The 17,244-nt window shown below is 40.6% G+C and carries 15 protein-coding genes; 5 read left to right on the top strand and 10 right to left on the bottom strand.

Features of this window, described 5'->3' with window-relative positions:
• Window positions 1–137: 137 nt before the first annotated feature.
• A complete protein-coding gene (locus PQ478_RS01090) occupies window positions 138–905 on the bottom strand; it encodes a helix-turn-helix domain-containing protein (protein WP_289235560.1) in 768 nt (255 codons plus the stop codon).
• A gap of 120 nt (window positions 906–1,025) precedes the next feature.
• Between PQ478_RS01090 and PQ478_RS01085 the strand changes: the two genes are divergently transcribed.
• A complete protein-coding gene (locus tag PQ478_RS01085; protein WP_289235559.1) occupies window positions 1,026–2,063 on the top strand; it encodes a FecCD family ABC transporter permease in 1,038 nt (345 codons plus the stop codon).
• The gene (locus PQ478_RS01080; RefSeq protein ID WP_289235558.1) at window positions 2,063–3,094 is read left to right on the top strand and encodes a FecCD family ABC transporter permease; all 1,032 of its coding nucleotides are present in this window, start codon (window positions 2,063–2,065) and stop codon (window positions 3,092–3,094) included. The genes PQ478_RS01085 and PQ478_RS01080 overlap by 1 nt, the downstream gene beginning before the upstream one ends.
• 52 nt (window positions 3,095–3,146) lie before the next feature.
• Here PQ478_RS01080 and PQ478_RS01075 read toward each other — a convergent pair whose 3' ends face one another.
• From PQ478_RS01075 to PQ478_RS01065, 3 genes are all read right to left on the bottom strand, one after another.
• Window positions 3,147–3,479 (bottom strand): antibiotic biosynthesis monooxygenase family protein, encoded by a 333-nt coding sequence (locus PQ478_RS01075; RefSeq protein WP_075683732.1) that lies wholly within the window; start codon window positions 3,477–3,479, stop codon window positions 3,147–3,149.
• A 177-nt stretch (window positions 3,480–3,656) separates the two neighbouring features.
• Window positions 3,657–4,283, bottom strand: coding sequence for a peroxiredoxin (locus tag PQ478_RS01070; RefSeq protein WP_238457438.1), 627 nt, complete (start codon window positions 4,281–4,283; stop codon window positions 3,657–3,659).
• 84 nt (window positions 4,284–4,367) lie between these two features.
• The gene (locus PQ478_RS01065; RefSeq protein WP_289235557.1) at window positions 4,368–5,672 is read right to left on the bottom strand and encodes a uracil/xanthine transporter; all 1,305 of its coding nucleotides are present in this window, start codon (window positions 5,670–5,672) and stop codon (window positions 4,368–4,370) included.
• A gap of 209 nt (window positions 5,673–5,881) precedes the next feature.
• Between PQ478_RS01065 and PQ478_RS01060 the strand changes: the two genes are divergently transcribed.
• Window positions 5,882–6,385 carry a ferritin gene (locus tag PQ478_RS01060; protein ID WP_075683729.1) on the top strand — a complete coding sequence of 168 codons (504 nt, stop codon included), beginning with the start codon at window positions 5,882–5,884 and terminating at the stop codon, window positions 6,383–6,385.
• Between the two features lie 53 nt (window positions 6,386–6,438).
• On the opposite strand, the gene PQ478_RS01055 is transcribed toward PQ478_RS01060, so the two are convergent.
• A complete protein-coding gene (locus PQ478_RS01055) occupies window positions 6,439–7,059 on the bottom strand; it encodes a peptidylprolyl isomerase (protein WP_075683728.1) in 621 nt (206 codons plus the stop codon).
• Window positions 7,060–7,182: 123 nt separating this feature from the next.
• On the opposite strand from PQ478_RS01055, the gene PQ478_RS01050 reads away from it, so the two are divergent.
• On the top strand, window positions 7,183–8,049 hold the full coding sequence (locus PQ478_RS01050; protein WP_289235556.1) for an STAS domain-containing protein: 867 nt from the start codon (window positions 7,183–7,185) through the stop codon (window positions 8,047–8,049).
• Window positions 8,050–8,083: 34 nt separating this feature from the next.
• Here PQ478_RS01050 and PQ478_RS01045 read toward each other — a convergent pair whose 3' ends face one another.
• From PQ478_RS01045 to PQ478_RS01030, 4 genes are all read right to left on the bottom strand, one after another.
• Window positions 8,084–9,199: an NAD(P)/FAD-dependent oxidoreductase gene (locus PQ478_RS01045; RefSeq protein ID WP_075683770.1), complete on the bottom strand. Its 1,116-nt coding sequence runs from the start codon at window positions 9,197–9,199 to the stop codon at window positions 8,084–8,086.
• Window positions 9,200–9,324: 125 nt separating this feature from the next.
• Window positions 9,325–10,494: a sensor domain-containing diguanylate cyclase gene (locus tag PQ478_RS01040; protein WP_289235555.1), complete on the bottom strand. Its 1,170-nt coding sequence runs from the start codon at window positions 10,492–10,494 to the stop codon at window positions 9,325–9,327.
• 137 nt (window positions 10,495–10,631) lie between these two features.
• A complete protein-coding gene (locus PQ478_RS01035) occupies window positions 10,632–11,129 on the bottom strand; it encodes a L,D-transpeptidase family protein (RefSeq protein ID WP_075683725.1) in 498 nt (165 codons plus the stop codon).
• Between the two features lie 70 nt (window positions 11,130–11,199).
• Window positions 11,200–12,399: a DHH family phosphoesterase gene (locus tag PQ478_RS01030; protein ID WP_289235554.1), complete on the bottom strand. Its 1,200-nt coding sequence runs from the start codon at window positions 12,397–12,399 to the stop codon at window positions 11,200–11,202.
• A gap of 318 nt (window positions 12,400–12,717) precedes the next feature.
• Here PQ478_RS01030 and katG point away from each other — a divergent pair, with 318 nt between their 5' ends.
• A complete protein-coding gene (gene katG / locus PQ478_RS01025; RefSeq protein ID WP_289235553.1) occupies window positions 12,718–14,901 on the top strand; it encodes a catalase/peroxidase HPI in 2,184 nt (727 codons plus the stop codon).
• 151 nt (window positions 14,902–15,052) lie between these two features.
• On the opposite strand, the gene glmS is transcribed toward katG, so the two are convergent.
• Window positions 15,053–16,855, bottom strand: coding sequence for a glutamine--fructose-6-phosphate transaminase (isomerizing) (gene glmS / locus PQ478_RS01020; protein ID WP_289235552.1), 1,803 nt, complete (start codon window positions 16,853–16,855; stop codon window positions 15,053–15,055).
• Window positions 16,856–17,244: the final 389 nt, after the last annotated feature.

Raw genomic sequence — 17,244 nt, 5'->3', positions numbered from 1 at the left:
ACAATCAATAATGAAATTCATTATCAATGATAAGTATTATCAATTAAAAAGAACATGGTCATTTTTACCTTTATTCATGTACAAATGATTCCCTGCTTCTTTCCTTCCACTGACTATTTCTATATTTAATTAGTTGATCACGGCAATTCTTTTTTAAAGATAGATGGAGCTACTCCTTCTTTTTTCTTAAACAATTTACTAAAGTAAAATTCATCTTGAAATCCAGCAAGGTCTGCAACTTCTTTTAATGTAATATCCTTTTTCTCTCTCATTAGCTCCTTTGCTTTTTTTATACGACAGCTGTTTATAAACTCTTTAGGAGAAGACCCCGTATGTCTTTTAAACGCTCTTGAAAATGATGCAGGCGTCATATTAGCCTTCTTTGCAAGCTCTGAAACAGTAAGAGGTTCCATATGAGGGTCAACTATATGATTAGTAATTTCTTCAATAATGATTTCCATTTTCCCAGGGTACGATGTATGCTCTTGCGTAATTAAATCTAGCAAGCTCCAGAAAAGAGTCTGTTGTTTACAGTAATTATTAAAAGAATCTTTTGAAACACTAAGAAGCCCTTCCCACAAGGGGGAAATTTTAGATTTTGGTGCTTTGTTTAGCAAAGGTAAAGACAGTTCTTTTAATCTATCGTAATCTATCCAAACATTCGCAACATAAAGTTTAACTTCATGATTAAAAGCATAGATTCTATCTGTTTTATGAGCCCAGAAAACCTCTCCCTCCTGATAAGTACTCTGCGTATCTGCTTTCTTCACCTGTACTTCACCCATTTCTATGTATAGTAATATTATTTCATTTCTTTCGGTCGAAACATCAAGCATCTCGCACTGATTTAACATGTGAAAAGAAGCAAACTTTAGCTGAAGAATACACTCATAATTTGTAGTCATATCAAAACCCTCTCAAAAAATAAATTGACAAATTTACCAAATGAATAGTAGATTTATAATCAATCATAGCGAAAATGATAATCATTTTCATTAATTATTTTATAAGAGGGATCAACAATCATGTCAATACTATCGAAAACAAGTAAAACAAGAAGTTTTTTATCTAAAAATGGCCATCCCGGCCGCTGGATGATTGCAGGATTATGCGGAGTATTAGTTAGTCTAATATTCTCAATCGGTCTCGGTGCGGTGTGGATTCCCCCTTCTATTATTCTAGATTCACTTACATCCTTTACCCCTGATTTAATTGAGCATCAGCTTATTCACGAGGTTCGTATACCTAGAGCCTTAACTGCGGCCTTGGTTGGAGCCGCTTTAGCTGTGGCAGGAACACTTATGCAGGGGTTGACTCGAAACCCTCTTGCTGACCCTTCCATAATCGGGATCACTCAAGGGTCCGCTCTCTTTATTGCTATAGCATTAGCCTTTTTTACTAATCTTTCGTACTGGCTTCTTCTTGGCTGGTCTTTTATGGGGGCAGCTCTTGGAGCCATTTTGGTCTTACTATTCTCTGTGGTATCAAAAGAACAGTTATCTCCCGTCACACTTACGCTCGCCGGAGCAGCTCTTAGTATGTTATTTAGTTCATTATCTACTGGCATTGCTCTTTATTATCAAGTCTCTCAAGATTTAAGCTTTTGGTTTGCTGGGGGATTATCGGGAGCAAAGTGGATTCATGTGTACATACTTTTTCCTACAGTCATTGCAGGTTTAGCCATTGCCTTTATCATGAGCCGCTCTCTAACTACGCTTACAATGGGAGATGACATCGCCACAGGACTCGGCCATTCGCTTCATCTAGTAAGGTGGCTGAGCCTAGCAGCCGTTGTTTTATTATCAGGAACTGCGGTGTCAATTGCTGGAGCTATTGGCTTTATCGGTTTAGTCGTACCTCATATTGTTCGGTCTCTTGTGGGTGTTGATTACAGGTATATCCTTCCACTAAGTGCTATTCTAGGATCATTTTTACTAGTTGTTGCTGATATAGGAGCGAGGATGATTAACCCGCCTTTTGAGACACCTGTAGGCGCTATCACTGCTCTTATCGGTGTGCCCTTTTTTCTATATTTAGCTCGTGTGAAAGGAAGAAGTATGTAATGGAATGGATCAATGCATATCATCAATCGAAGAAAGCTCTTCTGATCATCATATTCTTGATTTTCGGGACCTTTATACTTAATCTCTCTACTGGCATTATGCCGCTTTCCTTATCTGAGATTATCCAGACATTCCTTGGAAATGGAACAGCTAATCAAGAACTTGTCCTCTATCAATTAAGGCTGCCGCGTATGATTATAGCGTTGTTAATTGGTGCAGGTCTTGCTGTTTCTGGTGCTATTTTACAAGGACTTTCCCGTAATGCATTAGCGGATCCAGGGATTTTAGGAATCAACGCCGGAGCAGGCCTTGCCGTTGTATTGTTTATCTTTGTTTTCAAACAAGCTGGCACAACAGGTGTTGTCTCTCCATTTGCACTGCCTGTCTTTGCGTTTATTGGTGCACTTACAGTCGCTTTGTTAATCTATTCATTGTCTTTTAAAGGTGGAGTAGATCCTGGCCGGCTGCTATTAATAGGGATCGGCTTTAATGCGTTATGCGGGGCACTTCTTATTATTATTCAACTGAAAATGGACCCAAGAGATTTTCAACAAGCAACCATTTGGTTAACAGGAAGTATTTGGGGCACCCAATGGCGCTATGTTAATGCCCTTCTTCCATGGATCATTGTTTTACTTCCCTTTGCATTTTTTAAAGCGAAAACGATGAATCTGCTGCAGCTTAGTGACCCTGTACCATATGCACTTGGAATGAATGTAGAGCGTGAAAGAAGAATATTGCTGCTGCTTGCTGCGGCATTAGCTGGTGCTTGTGTGGCAGTTGGCGGGGGTATTTCTTTCTTAGGTTTATTAGCACCTCATCTTGCAAGGCGTTTAACCGGACCAAACTTCTACAGCCTTCTGCCCGCCTCAGCGCTGATCGGCATGCTTATTCTGCTCTTTTCCGATTTTGTAGGAAAGAATCTCTTAGCTCCGGCTGATATTCCAGTGGGTATCGTCATTTCTGTCATTGGCGCCCCCTATCTAATTTACATGCTTCTTACTAAACGAGGTAATGGGGTTAAAGCATAAAGAAAGCCCATCCGTTATCAAGCTCGTTTAAGTCCTACGGATGGGCTTTTGTTTATTTTGAAACAGGTTCTCTATATTCTTTTGTTCCAATGACGTTATATACATCTTGCCCGCCTTCATGAATAAAAGCTGGCTTTGGCTTACCGCGATTTGCTCTATGGCCAGCAAGGTGCAATTCGCTTGTTTCCCAAGCTTTCCATGCTTCTTCTGACTCCCAACGAATTAAAACCATAATTTCTTCATGGCCTCTACGCTTCTTTTTTTGTAAAACAGTGAGATCTAAGAAACCAGGCTGCTCTTCAATGATCCCCTCCGTCGCAAATTTTTCAACCATTTTATCCGCGTATCCTTCTTCTACTACCAATGTTTTCACTTGAACAAACATGGAAAATCCCTCCTTATGGTGATAACATCATTATAATTGATATAGATAATCATTTTCAATTAAAAAGATATAAAAAAAGCTGCTTTCCTGATTACATAAGCAGGAAAGCAGCTTTTTTTTCTTCTGTAAAGGTGAATCGATTACTCTGTGAACCCGCGCATAATGGTCAGAAACTTGCTAAACTTCACCGATCAGGCCTTGGTCCGGTGTAATGGCTGATTGCCCAGAAACCCAATTGGCTGGTATGCCTTGACCTGTCTGCTGATTATGCTGAAGGCCTTGGATTAAGCGTAGGATTTCAAAAGCGTTCCTCCCTACTTCAGGGGGATAGACGCTTCTTGCTTTTATGATTCCTTCAGGGCTTATAATGACCGTGCCTCGCATGGCATAGCCGCCTTTTGCATCTAATATTCTATAGGCTCTTGAGATCGCTTGATTCCGATCGCTAACAAGCGGATAGGTTACTCTTGCTGCATTAGGAGAGACTTTTGTGAAAACTTTATGGGCATACACGCTATCTGTACTGATTCCAAGGACATCTGCACCTAAGGCTTGAAGCTCAGGATAAAGAGCAGCGACCGCTGCTAATTCCGTTGGTCAAACGAAGGTGAAGTCACTCGAATAAAACAATAAAATCGTCCATTTCCCTCGATAATCAACAAGATTTATTTTTTCAATGCGATCAGTTGTCGAGTGATAAGTCTCAGCTGTAAACAACGGGGCCGTATCATTCGTTTGCGCACAAAAAGGAAGATCACATTGCTCTACATCATGTACTGTAAATGCATTGTGTTGATGCCTCATCCGCTCACCCCCATTCATTTTACCATTCTATGCACAAGAGGGCTCAGCCTATACTGTTTAATTCAAAACAAAAAAGCTTCTTTACTAAGAAGCTTTTTGCATCTCTTGATCTATATACTCCCAGGAGATAAAACGTTCTAGACAGATAGATAAGACAACACCCATGATCAGCCCATTTGAAATGATCGGTTGAAGGAGATTAGGAATTCCGTTAAATGCTGTAGGCGAAATCGCCATTAAACTGACACCTAAGAGCAAAGGACCTGCCAGTCTGAAAATGGTGTTAGAAGTAAAGCGTTCTCCTCTTAAGCTGTTAAATGCGGTTCCAAACAATTGAAGATACGCTACAAAAAGAACGGCATTCCCAACTGAAATAGGAAGAGTAATCAAAAAGGCTGTAACTGGTGGGATCAGCCCTACTAATGAGAGCATTCCTCCTGCCAGTAAAAAAGGTTCCTTCCGGTAAATTTGTGTACTTTCTAAAAAGCCGATCGATGAAGTGAATGGCGTATATGGTACAAGACCAAAGCCTGAAACGATAATCGAGAAAAAGCCGGTCCAAAAAAACGATCTGCGATACTGCCCTGCATTAGGTGTATCCTTAAATAATTCTGCGGCTGCTTGGATAGAAGCAACCGTGTTCGTCAAATTTAACATTCCTGCAAAAAAAGCAACAGCGATAATTCCATACTCCAAATTCGGCGTTCCTAATGGGTAAAGAGCAAAAGACAGTCCCTGCATCACCACAGGCTCTCCTTCGTTTGGAAACACCGCAGCATAAATGATCCAGCCGACTACGATTCCTATTAATATGGAAAAGTTGCTGATCATTTTTGACCCTTTTATTTTTAATATGCTCACGAAAACAACGAGCACTAAGGAAAGAATGCTGACGGGAATATTGATTATTCCCTGCTCTGTAATGCCAAGCATTCCTTGAAAGAAAACAAAAATTAATTGAAAGGTCAGTAAAAATAAATAAACACTCATGACCATAGGAGTGAAGATCCGCTGGACATATTGAATCCAGTTTAATGCAACAAGAAGAATCGTTACTACCCCGGCTAAAAGAATGCCAGTTGCAAGCCCCCCGCCTATTTGCGTGTACGACATGCCCATAGCAGAAGCTGATAAACCAAGATTGAGCATGACTCCCCATAAAAGCCCAGAATGTCCTTCCATTAAAGGATACCTATGCCCGAAAAGCCCTTGAATCATACATGCCAGTCCTGTAAAGATCAGTGAACTGCTAAGCATTAATGTAACGGTTTCAGAAGGGACTTGGAAGGCTTGTGCCACTGAAAGAGGGACAACGATCGTGTTGGCAAAAATAAAAAATAACCATTGAACAGACGATGTCAGTGTAAAAGCTGATACCCATTTCTTCATTTTAATCACCACGTTTTAATCACTACGAAATTTTATAATCTACCTCTTAAGCATACATTTAGAGAGACGAAAAAAGAAGAGGTTTCATTACATAAAGGAAAATGATTCAGATTCATAAAAGAAGGGAAAGGAAATTAGTAATAAAGCTAGAATGAATGGTACAAGGTATTAGGCATACTACTTAATAGGAATTTTAAGGAGGGTTTTTAATGTTAAATGATAAACTTCTCGAAGCTTTAAATGAGCAAATGAACTTTGAATTTTATTCTGCTCACACGTATATGGCGATGGCAGCCTACTGTTCTGCTGAGGGGATAGACGGATTTGCTAACTTCTTTTTAGTCCAAGCAGAAGAAGAGAGATTTCACGCAATGAAGTTTTATAATTTTATTAATACCTTAGGAGAGCGAGCTGTCATTTCAGGATTTGAGACACCTAATAATGAGTTCCGTTCCATTTTAGATGTGTTTGAAAAAGCATTAACTCAAGAAAAAGTAGTCACAAAACGGATCTATCATCTCTCTGATTTAGCATGGGATGTAAGAGAGCATGCCACAATTAACTTTCTAAAATGGTTTATTGAAGAGCAGGTAGAAGAAGAAGATATGTTTGACAGCATTATTCAAAAACTAAAGCGTATTGATAATGACAGCAATGCGTTCTTCATGATGGATAATGAGTTTGCGAAACGAACATTTACACCTGGTGAATAGAAGAAAGCCCCGCAGCAATTGCGGGGCTTCACTATTTCACTTAATGAAATGATTTACTCATTTGTTTCAACTGTCATTTGCTTAATAACTTGCTCTTGTCCTTCAACCGGCATATCACCAGGCATTGTTTCTACTGATACAATGTCATCTACAACGTCCATTCCCTCGATTACCTTACCAAATGAAGCATATTCACCATCTAGTGAAGGCGTATCAGCAACCATAATAAAGAACTGAGAACCTGCAGAATTAGGGTCTTGTGATCTTGCCATAGAAATGACACCCCGTTCATGTTTTAAGTTATTTTCAAACCCATTACTAGAAAATTCACCCTCGATTGAATGTCCAGGTCCGCCTGTTCCATTTCCATCTGGATCTCCGCCTTGGATCATGAACCCTGGAATGACTCGGTGAAACGTCAGTCCATCATAAAAACCATCTTCTACAAGTGAAACAAAATTCTCGACAGTTTGTGGAGCTACTTCTGGGTAAAGTTCAATAACCACTTCTCCCCCGTCCTCCATTTCCATGGTAACAACCGGTCCTGCCTCATATCCAGTATCGGAACTTTCTTCCTCTTCATTATCAACTGTCTCGCTCTCATCTGCTTGTCCACAAGCAGCCAGCAGCATGAGAAGCATAGCCAAAAGACTCCATTTAAATGCTTTTATCATGTTATGTACCCTCTTTCCTTTTTAGATCACCCCCATTATACTACAGTTAAATATTTCCTACACCTGTTTCAATGACGTATTTATGCTATATTAATATAAACAAACTTGAAGGAGAATTTCGATATGCATCAGAATAGAGAACTATATGATTTCCTTAAAGAACATTCTCATCAAATATCAGAGGAATGGTATGCATCCATCGATGAGCAGGACCCAGGCTCTATTTATGCTTCAAATAACCAAGCGGTGGTTAACGAATTGCGAAGCAAAAATCACGAGTATGTCGAACAAATCATTCAATTATTTATTCATGATGAATGTGAATTTTATAACGCGTTTAAAGCCTGGTCAGAAGAACTTGCCAAAGATGTTAAGCATCTAGACACGCCTCTGCACTATGTTATACGCGAGTTCTTTTCTACAAAGAAAGTACTCCTATCCTATATTAAAAAATATGCGTATTTAAATAAAGATAAAGTAGACTTTGATGATATCTTCAGCTGGACTGAGATCGTCATTAAATTTGTTAATATCTCCGTCACGATCTTTATCGAGGCTTATCATCAAAATACAACCAAGCGCTTTCTTGCACAGGAAGAGATTATTAATGAATTAAGTTCACCTTTAATTCCTCTTCAAAATCAAACTGCCCTTCTTCCATTAGTCGGGAAGATTGATTCTGCGCGCGGGAAAGTTATTTTAGAAAAGACCTTAAACCAATGTGCTGCAAAAGAAATTTCTACATTATTTATCGACCTCTCTGGAGTGCTGACAATAGACGAGCTCGTGGCAGAACAGCTGTATCACTTAATCGAATCGCTGCGCTTAACTGGTGTGGAAACGATTCTTTCTGGAATCAGACCTGAAATTGCGCAAATGTCGATAAAGCTTGGCCTTCGTTTTAATCGTTTAACAACAGCCTCCTCACTCGCAAAAGCGTTATCTAGTACACCTGAATCTAACGATGATGAAGAAAGAACTCTCCTTTAAGAAAAGGAAGAGTTCTTTTTATCTTTTACTTATTTTATTCAATCGCACCTTCTACATCATATAATTCAAGATCAATCTCTGTTGGAATCTCAAGTGAAAGCTTCGCTAGTTCACCGCCCAAATAAGGTCCGACCGTTAATCCAGAAGCTCCTAATCCATTGGCAAGTAGAATGCCTTCCCAACTTGGAAGCGGGCCAATGATAGGAAGGAAATTTGGAGCAACCGGTCTAAAGCCTACCTTCACCTCTAAAAACGTACTATCATTTAAATGAGGGGCAATGTGCAGTGCTTTATCAAAAATATCATGAAGCCCGCCAACTGTCGGCCGCATATCATAGCCCATCTCATCTTCATGAGTGGCCCCAGCCACGATCCTTCCGTCTTCAAAAGCCAGTAAATATTGATTATTAGGCGGCATCACAACAGGCCAAGATTCTGTATCCTCGTTTTGGACGTCCAAATGAACAATTTGAGCTTTTTGAGGTTCAATTTTTAAAGTAACTCCGAGAGGCTTAAATAGCTCTTTTGCCCAAGCTCCAGCTGTTACAATGACTTGATCACTTAGACGCTCTTCACCGCAGCAGCTCACCCCTATCACTCGATTGCCTCTTGCGATTAGCTGCGCCTCTGCTTCCACAAATTCAGCCCCGTGCTTTTTGGCTGCCTCAATCAGTGAATCCCTAAGTGCACGTCCATTCACCCTAGCTCCTCCGCTTACATGTACCGCACTAAAGTCCTCTGACAACAGTGGAAAGAGGCTTTGCACCTCTTCTTTGGAGAGGCGGGTAATTTCCCCGATTTCCGGAGCATCTTCCAGCCTTTTTTTTGCTCTTTCTTCCATTTTGTCTAGCTTGCCCTCATCTGTATGTAAACTGATTGTCCCCACTTTCTTATAGCCTGTCTGTGTTTCTCCTAGTTGTTCTAATTCCTCTATTAATGATGGATAGTATTTCGCGCCATTTTTGGCGAGCTGATACCACGCTTTATTTCTCCGCTGTGTAAGCCACGGACACACAATTCCCGCTGCTGCTTCTGTTGCTTGTCCTTTGTCCCTGCGGTCTATAATCGTCACTTTTGCACCCGACTTCGCTAGGTGGTACGCGGCAGATGCACCAAGAATACCTGCTCCTACTACAATAACTGACTTCATCATCTAACACCTGACTCTCCTTCATTTATAGTAGTAGTGTACAAGAACCGCTCTTTTTCTACAAACGGCTAACATAGAAAGCCACCATAAACCGATGATAAACGAAAAATAAAAAGCGAAACTGCTCAGCTGAACAGTTTCGCTTTTTGGAACGTATGTTTAAATTTATCTAAGAGGCTAACTTTTTTGTATTCCATATCTGATAAATCCGGTGTGTAGAGTTTATATGAATTTTTACCGTTAAATTTGGCAAAGTACATCGCTTGATCGGCATGTTCAATTAATGTATCTTTATCCTCTCCATCGTCAGGATACATACTGACCCCAATACTAAGTGAGATATTCGCTTCCTTCTCATTAATTTCATATGGCATAGCAACCCGTTCTAATATTCTTTCTGCAATCGACTCAATTTCTTCTTTACATGTCTCTTCAAAAAGAACGATAAATTCATCCCCGCCAATACGAGAAATTAAATCCTCTTCTCGTATACTTTCATTTAACCTGCTTACAACTTCTTTTAATAACATATCTCCTGCATCATGACCCATTGTGTCATTAACGATTTTAAAATCATCTAAATCAATAAACATTAAAGAGAATGTATGTTGATGTCTCTTCGATCTAGCTAGGGCTTTTTCAATATGACGATACAATGACTTCCGATTCGGCAGATCTGTTAATTCATCATAAAAAGCCATTTGCTTCAGCTCATTTTCAAGAGTTTTCCGGCTTGTAATATCGATCATCTGCCCGATGATTTTGGTCACTTCACCCTCATCATCTGCAATCGGTGTCGCAATCTGCATGATCCATTTACGCCCTTGTTCAGGATGGACAATCTCGAACTCAACCTTTGAGGATTCTCCAGCTAGTAAGCGCTGTTCATGCTCTTCTACTTTCAATTGATAATCTGGCAGAATAGAAGCCTTCCAATCTTTTAATCGCTCGTGAGTATAATCAGTACCATACAAGTTTTTCATACCTTCTGATACATACATTTCATTAGAAGAAAGAGAAAATTGAAAAATAGCTCCCTCTAACAAATCCAGCAACGATTCATATTCTTCTTTTTTCTCTTGAAGCTTTTCGTTTGCTGCTTCGAGAGTCTCTGCTTTTATTTTCAATTGTTCCATTTTGATAGAGGCATCGTCTATAATTCCTCCAAGCCACCACACTACAGGGATGGACAAAAGTACTACTGTGGCCAGCCACGTATAGCTTAGCAGGGTTAGAGTGATCAAAATAGTGATTACTGTAAAAATAAGCGCTGTTTTCTTGCCTATCATCTTCATATCGCATCATTTTCCTTTTAAATATAGGATACTTTCTTTCTTCATTATAAATAAAATTTGACATAGTTCTACATAATTATGATCAATCCTTCCTAATAAGTCTAATTACCTATAATTCATTAAGTTAAACTTCTTTTTTAAGGACGAATCCTTACTCTAGTCCCATTTGGCACAATACTCCCAAGCTCTTCCACATCTTGGTTAAACATTCGAATACACCCTTTAGAGACGGCATGGCCGATTGAGGATGGATCATTGGTCCCATGGATGCCGTAACTTTTCTTAGATAAGGACAGCCAAAGGGTTCCAAACGGTCCGCCTGGGTTGGGCTCACGGTTTACAATAATAAAGTCGCCGACAGGAGTATCATAAAGCATGCGTCCTACTGCAATAGGGTACACCTTCTGAAGTTGTTCATTTTCATATAAATAGAGGGTTCTATTAGAGATGGATACATCAATGAAAAACGGTATTAACGCAGGGTCAGGAATTCCAGGAATAACAATCGGCTGGCCGACATAGATCATATTTGGATTGGGGATCTGATTGGCCGCAAGGATTGCTTGATATGGCGTGCGATAATCTTCAGAAATGGAAAATAACGTTTCCCCCGGGAGTACAATATGCTGATACATAAAAAACCTCCTGCCTCATAAGTATTACTACATCTTATGAGCAAGAGGTTCATATTTAGTTCTATTTAATTTAATGCTTCTGACTTTCTTTTTGTTTATGCTTAATCACACGCTTTGCAAGATATTCTACAAACTGGTCATCAGGCAGAAGCCAAGCAGCATATTTACGTTTAATAAAACGCTCCGCTTTCTCAAACGAATTAAAACTGTCTACCACTTTATCCTTAGAATCAACAACCCACTGATTCTCTTTTGTTGGGTAGATAAAGTATTGAGTGTCATCAGGGCCGGCATATAAACTGCCGTTTTGTGATTCCTTGTGATTCAAATAATTGCGGCTGGCATCTATTCGTAAGGGAGCAAGAGCAAAAGGCTTGGTCACAAACAATTGAAAGGCTTCGTTCGTTAATTGACATCCAGAGGCTTTTGCATGACCCCCGCCGTCAAACTTTTTAGCCACTTCAGAAACGTCGATATCATCATGAATCGTTCTAAAGCTGATCTTCCGGCCTCCTGCATTTAATATCGTAATATAATCAAGGTGCGGACTTTCCTTACCAAGTTCATTCCCTAGCTCTGAATGATACGACTCTGCATAAACAATGCCTGTACAATGTTTACCGACAAATGTCTGGACCATTTCACGTCGCTTCCGGCGTATATAACGCTCAATTTTTGTTTCTTCCATCGCTAGTAGTTTTCCTTCAAATTCATCAAAAGAGAACGCATTATTTTCTTTTAAACGGGTGAACATTCTCTCTTCAAATTCATCCATCGAGATCATAAAAAACAAATCATTTAAACGTTTAGCATCGACTGTCTCATTTTCATCCCATTCCCACGTATCCCATTGCCTGACAAGATCAACGAATTGATCAATTGCGGGTTTTGGCTCTAATAATTGCTGCTCACATAAATACTCATACAATAGAGAAGTTGCCGAGGTAAGCCGTCCGTCCTCATATTCTACTTCTACTTTCGCCCAGTCATACTCGTTAAAGTGAAGAGCCGTCTTATGATGATCAATTAGTACGGCATTCCCTCCTTTTTGTACATACTCCTCCACCCTCTTTGTATTCTCTTCATTTATAGACAAATCACTAATAATAAGCTGTTCTGTCTCTTTTTCCTCTTCAAAGAAACGTTCAATCTGCCTGTCTAGGCTCTGAACAGAATTGTAAAAAACCTTAACCTGATCACCAAAAGCAAGCTTTGCTACAATCCCGCATCCTATCCCATCTAAATCGTTATGTGTGTATAATCGGTACATTCATAACCCTCCTCGCACCATTAGTATGTACGAGGCATCTAGAATTTATGGTGAATTTAAATAAAGAAACTGTAAATAATATGATAAGTATCCAGGAATTTTTGAACTTTTGTTAAACATGCAGGAATCCATAACCTGACTTTAGAATGAACTAGGTATAAGTCACTCGCTTCGATTGTTTTCTCGGACATCGATGCGTATTGCTTTTTATTCAGGTTATTATTTATTATAATTATAATGTAATAATCGATATTGTCTTTGCATTTTTAAGACAGATCGTTTTCTTCACATTCTTTACTACAGAAAGGGGAAATACGAATGGACACGCAAAACAATGAAAATGCAGGAAAGTGCCCTTTTACAGGCGAAAGCGGCGACAAACCATCTAGAGGAACTAAAAACAAGGATTGGTGGCCAAATCAACTTGACTTGAATGTGCTTCATCAACATGATACAAAGACAAACCCGCTTGGTGCGGACTTTAATTATGCAGAGGAATTCAAAAAGCTTGATTACGATGCTCTGAAACAAGATCTTCTTAACCTCATGACAGACAGCCAGGATTGGTGGCCTGCAGATTACGGTCATTATGGTCCGTTCTTTATTCGTATGTCGTGGCATGCAGCTGGTACATATCGTACAGTGGATGGACGCGGCGGCGGCGGAAGCGGCTCGCAGCGCTTTGCTCCTCTTAACAGCTGGCCTGATAACGGAAATTTGGATAAAGCTCGCAGACTTCTTTGGCCGATCAAACAAAAGTATGGAAATAAACTATCTTGGGCAGACCTGCTCGTTTTCACAGGTAATGTAGCGATTGAATCAATGGGTGGAAAAACGATCGGTTTTGGCGGAGGCCGTGAAGATATTTGGCATCCAGAAGAAGACGTGAACTGGGGACCTGAAAATGAATGGCTCGGGGATAACCGCTATTCCGGGGAACGTGATTTAGAAAATCCGCTTGCTGCGGTTCAAATGGGCTTAATTTATGTAAATCCAGAAGGACCAAACGGAAAGCCTGACCCGCTTGGTAGTGCGCGCGATATTCGTGATACGTTTAAACGCATGGGAATGAATGATGAAGAAACGGTCGCACTTACAGCTGGCGGACACACATTCGGTAAAGCACACGGAGCAGGTGACCCTTCTCATGTAACAGAAGAACCAGAGGGAGCTTTAATTGAACATCAAGGCTTCGGCTGGAAGAGCACACATGAAGTCGGCCATGGCCCTTTCACGATTACAAGTGGAATTGAAGGTGCCTGGACCCCTACTCCGACAAAATGGGATATGAGTTATTTTGATATGCTGTTTGGCTATGAGTGGGAGCTGACTAAGAGCCCTGCCGGAGCTTATCAATGGGCGCCGATTAATCCAGATGAAGATCATCTAGCACCTGAAGTTGATGATCCATCTAAAAAGGTTCCAACGATGATGACGACAGCAGACATGGCAATGCGTATGGACCCAGAATACGAGAAAATCTCTCGCCGCTTCCACAACAATCCAGACGAGTTTGCTGATGCATTTGCTCGTGCTTGGTTTAAGCTGCTTCATCGTGATATGGGGCCTCGTGACAGATATCTAGGTCCAGAAGTACCAGAAGAAGAGTTCATTTGGCAGGACCCTATTCCAAAAGTTGACTACGAGTTGTCTGCTGCAGAAATTAAAGAGCTTAAAGAAAAGATCTTAGCATCTGAACTTACTGTAAGCGAGCTTGTTAAAACGGCTTGGGCTTCAGCTTCAACCTTCCGTAATTCTGATAAACGCGGCGGTGCAAATGGTGCACGCATCCGACTTGCTCCGCAAAAAGATTGGGAAGCGAATGAGCCTGAAAAGCTTTCTCAAGTATTAAACGTGTATGAAGAGATTCAAAGCAGCCTAGATAAAAAAGTCAGCCTGGCTGATTTAATTGTACTAGGTGGTAGTGCGGCGGTTGAGAAAGCAGCAAAAGATGCCGGCTTTGATGTTGAGGTTCCGTTTACTCCAGGTCGTGGTGATGCAACGGAAGAGCAAACAGATGCGGAGAACTTTGAAGTGTTAGAGCCTGTATCCGATGGGTTCAGGAACTACCAGAAGAAAGAATACAGCCTCAAGCCAGAGGAGTTTCTTGTTGATAAAGCACAGCTGCTTGATTTAACAGCTGCTGAGATGACTGTTTTAATTGGCGGGATGCGTGTATTAGGCGCGAACCACGGCGATACACAGCACGGAGTATTTACAGATCGTGTCGGTACGTTAACAAACGACTTCTTCGTTAACCTGCTTGATATGGGACTTGAGTGGAAGCCAGTAGATGGCGGTGTGTATGAAGGATATGACCGCAAATCAGGTGAACTCAAACGTACTGCTACAAGAGTAGACCTCGTATTTGGTTCTCACTCAATCCTGCGTGCCCTAGCTGAAGTATACGCACAAGATGACAGCCAAGAAAAATTTGTTCGTGACTTTATCACGGCATGGGTGAAAGTAATGGATGCAGATCGATTTGATGTGAAGAAATAAAATATTATTAAATAAAACACTTTATAGGCTTTCTGGCCTGAACGTTCAGGCCAGAAGCCATGTAAGGTGTTTTTTTTGCAGTCTCTTTTCCTACAATAAAAAACCCCTTTGGATTAAAACCAAAGGGGTGATCTGATTATTTATTCTTCTACTACTCTACAGTAACACTTTTCGCAAGGTTACGAGGTTTATCTACATCACAATCACGGTGAAGGGCTGCATAGTAAGAAATCAGCTGCATCGGAATAACGGCTGCAAGCGGCGTTAGATACTCGTGCACCGCTGGAAGTACAAATGCATCGCCTTCTTCTTCCATACCTTCCATACTGATAATGCATGCATTCGCACCACGTGCTGCTACTTCTTTTACATTCCCGCGGATGCTTAGGCTTACGTGCTTTTGAGTCGCTAGAGCAATAACCGGTGTGCCGTCTTCAATAAGGGCAATCGTACCATGCTTAAGCTCCCCGCCAGCAAAGCCTTCTGCTTGAATGTATGAGATTTCCTTCAGCTTCAGGGAGCCTTCTAATCCTACATAAAAGTCTACCGCACGGCCGATAAAGAAGCAGTTGCGAGTGATTGTTAAATAATCACGTGCAATTTGTTCGAACTGCTCTTTTTGGTTAGTAAGAGTCTCCATTGCATTAGCAACAATCGCAAGCTCTTGTAATGGATCAAAATCAAGCTCGATTCCTTTTGCTTTTGCCGTATCAACAGCAAGCAATGTTAACACAGCCATTTGAGCTGTATAAGCTTTTGTTGATGCAACGGCAATTTCAGGTCCCGCATACGTGTGAAGCGTAAAGTCAGCTTCACGAGAAAGCGTTGAACCTGGTACGTTTGTAATCGTTAATGCCTTGTGGCCGCGTTTCTTCACGTCAACTAATACTCCGCGAAGGTCAGCTGTCTCACCACTTTGCGAGATGAAAATAAAGAGTGGGTTGTCTGATAGTAAAGGCATGTTGTACAAGAATTCACTTGCAATATGAACCTCTACCGGACGTTGTGCAATTTTTTCAATTAATTGCTTTCCAACAAGACCAGCGTGGTAGCTCGTTCCTGCTGCAATAATGTAAATACGATCTGAACCCTTCATAGCCGCACGAATGTCGTCATCAAGGCGTACAGAGCCGTCTTCGTTTTGATATTTTTGAATGATGTTACGGATAACAAATGGCTGCTCATCAATTTCTTTTAACATGAAGTGAGGATATGTTCCTTTTTCAATGTCACTTGCATCAAGCTCTGCTGTGTAAGGCTCACGTGTCATGACTGTGCCATCAAGAGTTTTGATTGTAATACTCTCACGTGTCACAATAACAATTTCCTCATCCATGATTTCAACAAACTGATTCGTTACTTGAAGCATAGCCATCGCATCAGATGCAATAACGTTTACGTCATCGCCAACTCCAATTAGTAACGGGCTCTTATTCTTCCCTACATATACAGTGTCAGTATCTTCGTTATCAAGAAGAGCAATCGCATACGAACCTTTTAATAAAGACAGCGTCTGACGGAAAGCATCTTCAATTGATTTTCCTTCAGCTGTAAACTTCTCTACTAATTGAACAATGATTTCTGTATCCGTATCACTTTTAAGTTCTACATTTGTTAGATGCTCACGCTTAAGCTGTTCATAATTCTCAATAACACCGTTGTGAACAAGCGTATAGCGTTCTGTTGTACTTTGATGCGGGTGAGCGTTAACCTTGCTCGGTACACCATGCGTTGCCCAACGTGTATGACCAATTCCTACCGTTCCGTCTACAGTTGTATCAACTACATCACGTAATGAAGCAATACGCCCTTTTTCTTTAAATACATGAACTCCATTACCATTTGCGACAGCAATACCAGCTGAGTCATAGCCTCGGTATTCAAGCTTTTCAAGTCCACGTAATAGAATTTCTTTTGCATCTTCTGTACCAATATATCCAACAATACCACACATAATAAATTACCTCCTGAAGTCAGGGGCAAGAAACCTAGAGGGCATACTTGCCCCCACTCTTTTCATTTTAATTATTGTGGCATGCTGTTTCTGATTTTGTGCAAAGAGTCACCCCTTTGTTTTTTACAGAAACTTAACGGCTGTCATGCTACAACCGGAGGGCATCCGCCGAACAATCGATAAACCCTCTCCTCGTCAACTACACAGATTTCCGTCCATGTGTAGTTCAGGCGCTTTTTATTTCTACCAAAATACCTCTACCCTCCTCGTTATAAATACAAACATTATCATACAAGATTGATGTATGAACGTCAATCATTGGTAAGATTTTTACACCTTATTTTAGAAGATTTTTAGAAGATTAGATGAAAGAGTGAGAGAACCTTGCA

Source organism: Alkalihalophilus pseudofirmus, from assembly GCF_029094545.1.
GTDB lineage: Bacteria > Bacillota > Bacilli > Bacillales > Bacillaceae_D > Alkalihalophilus > Alkalihalophilus pseudofirmus.
The sequence above is the reverse complement of the archived record's forward strand: the minus strand, read 5'-3'. Positions and strand labels throughout refer to the sequence as shown.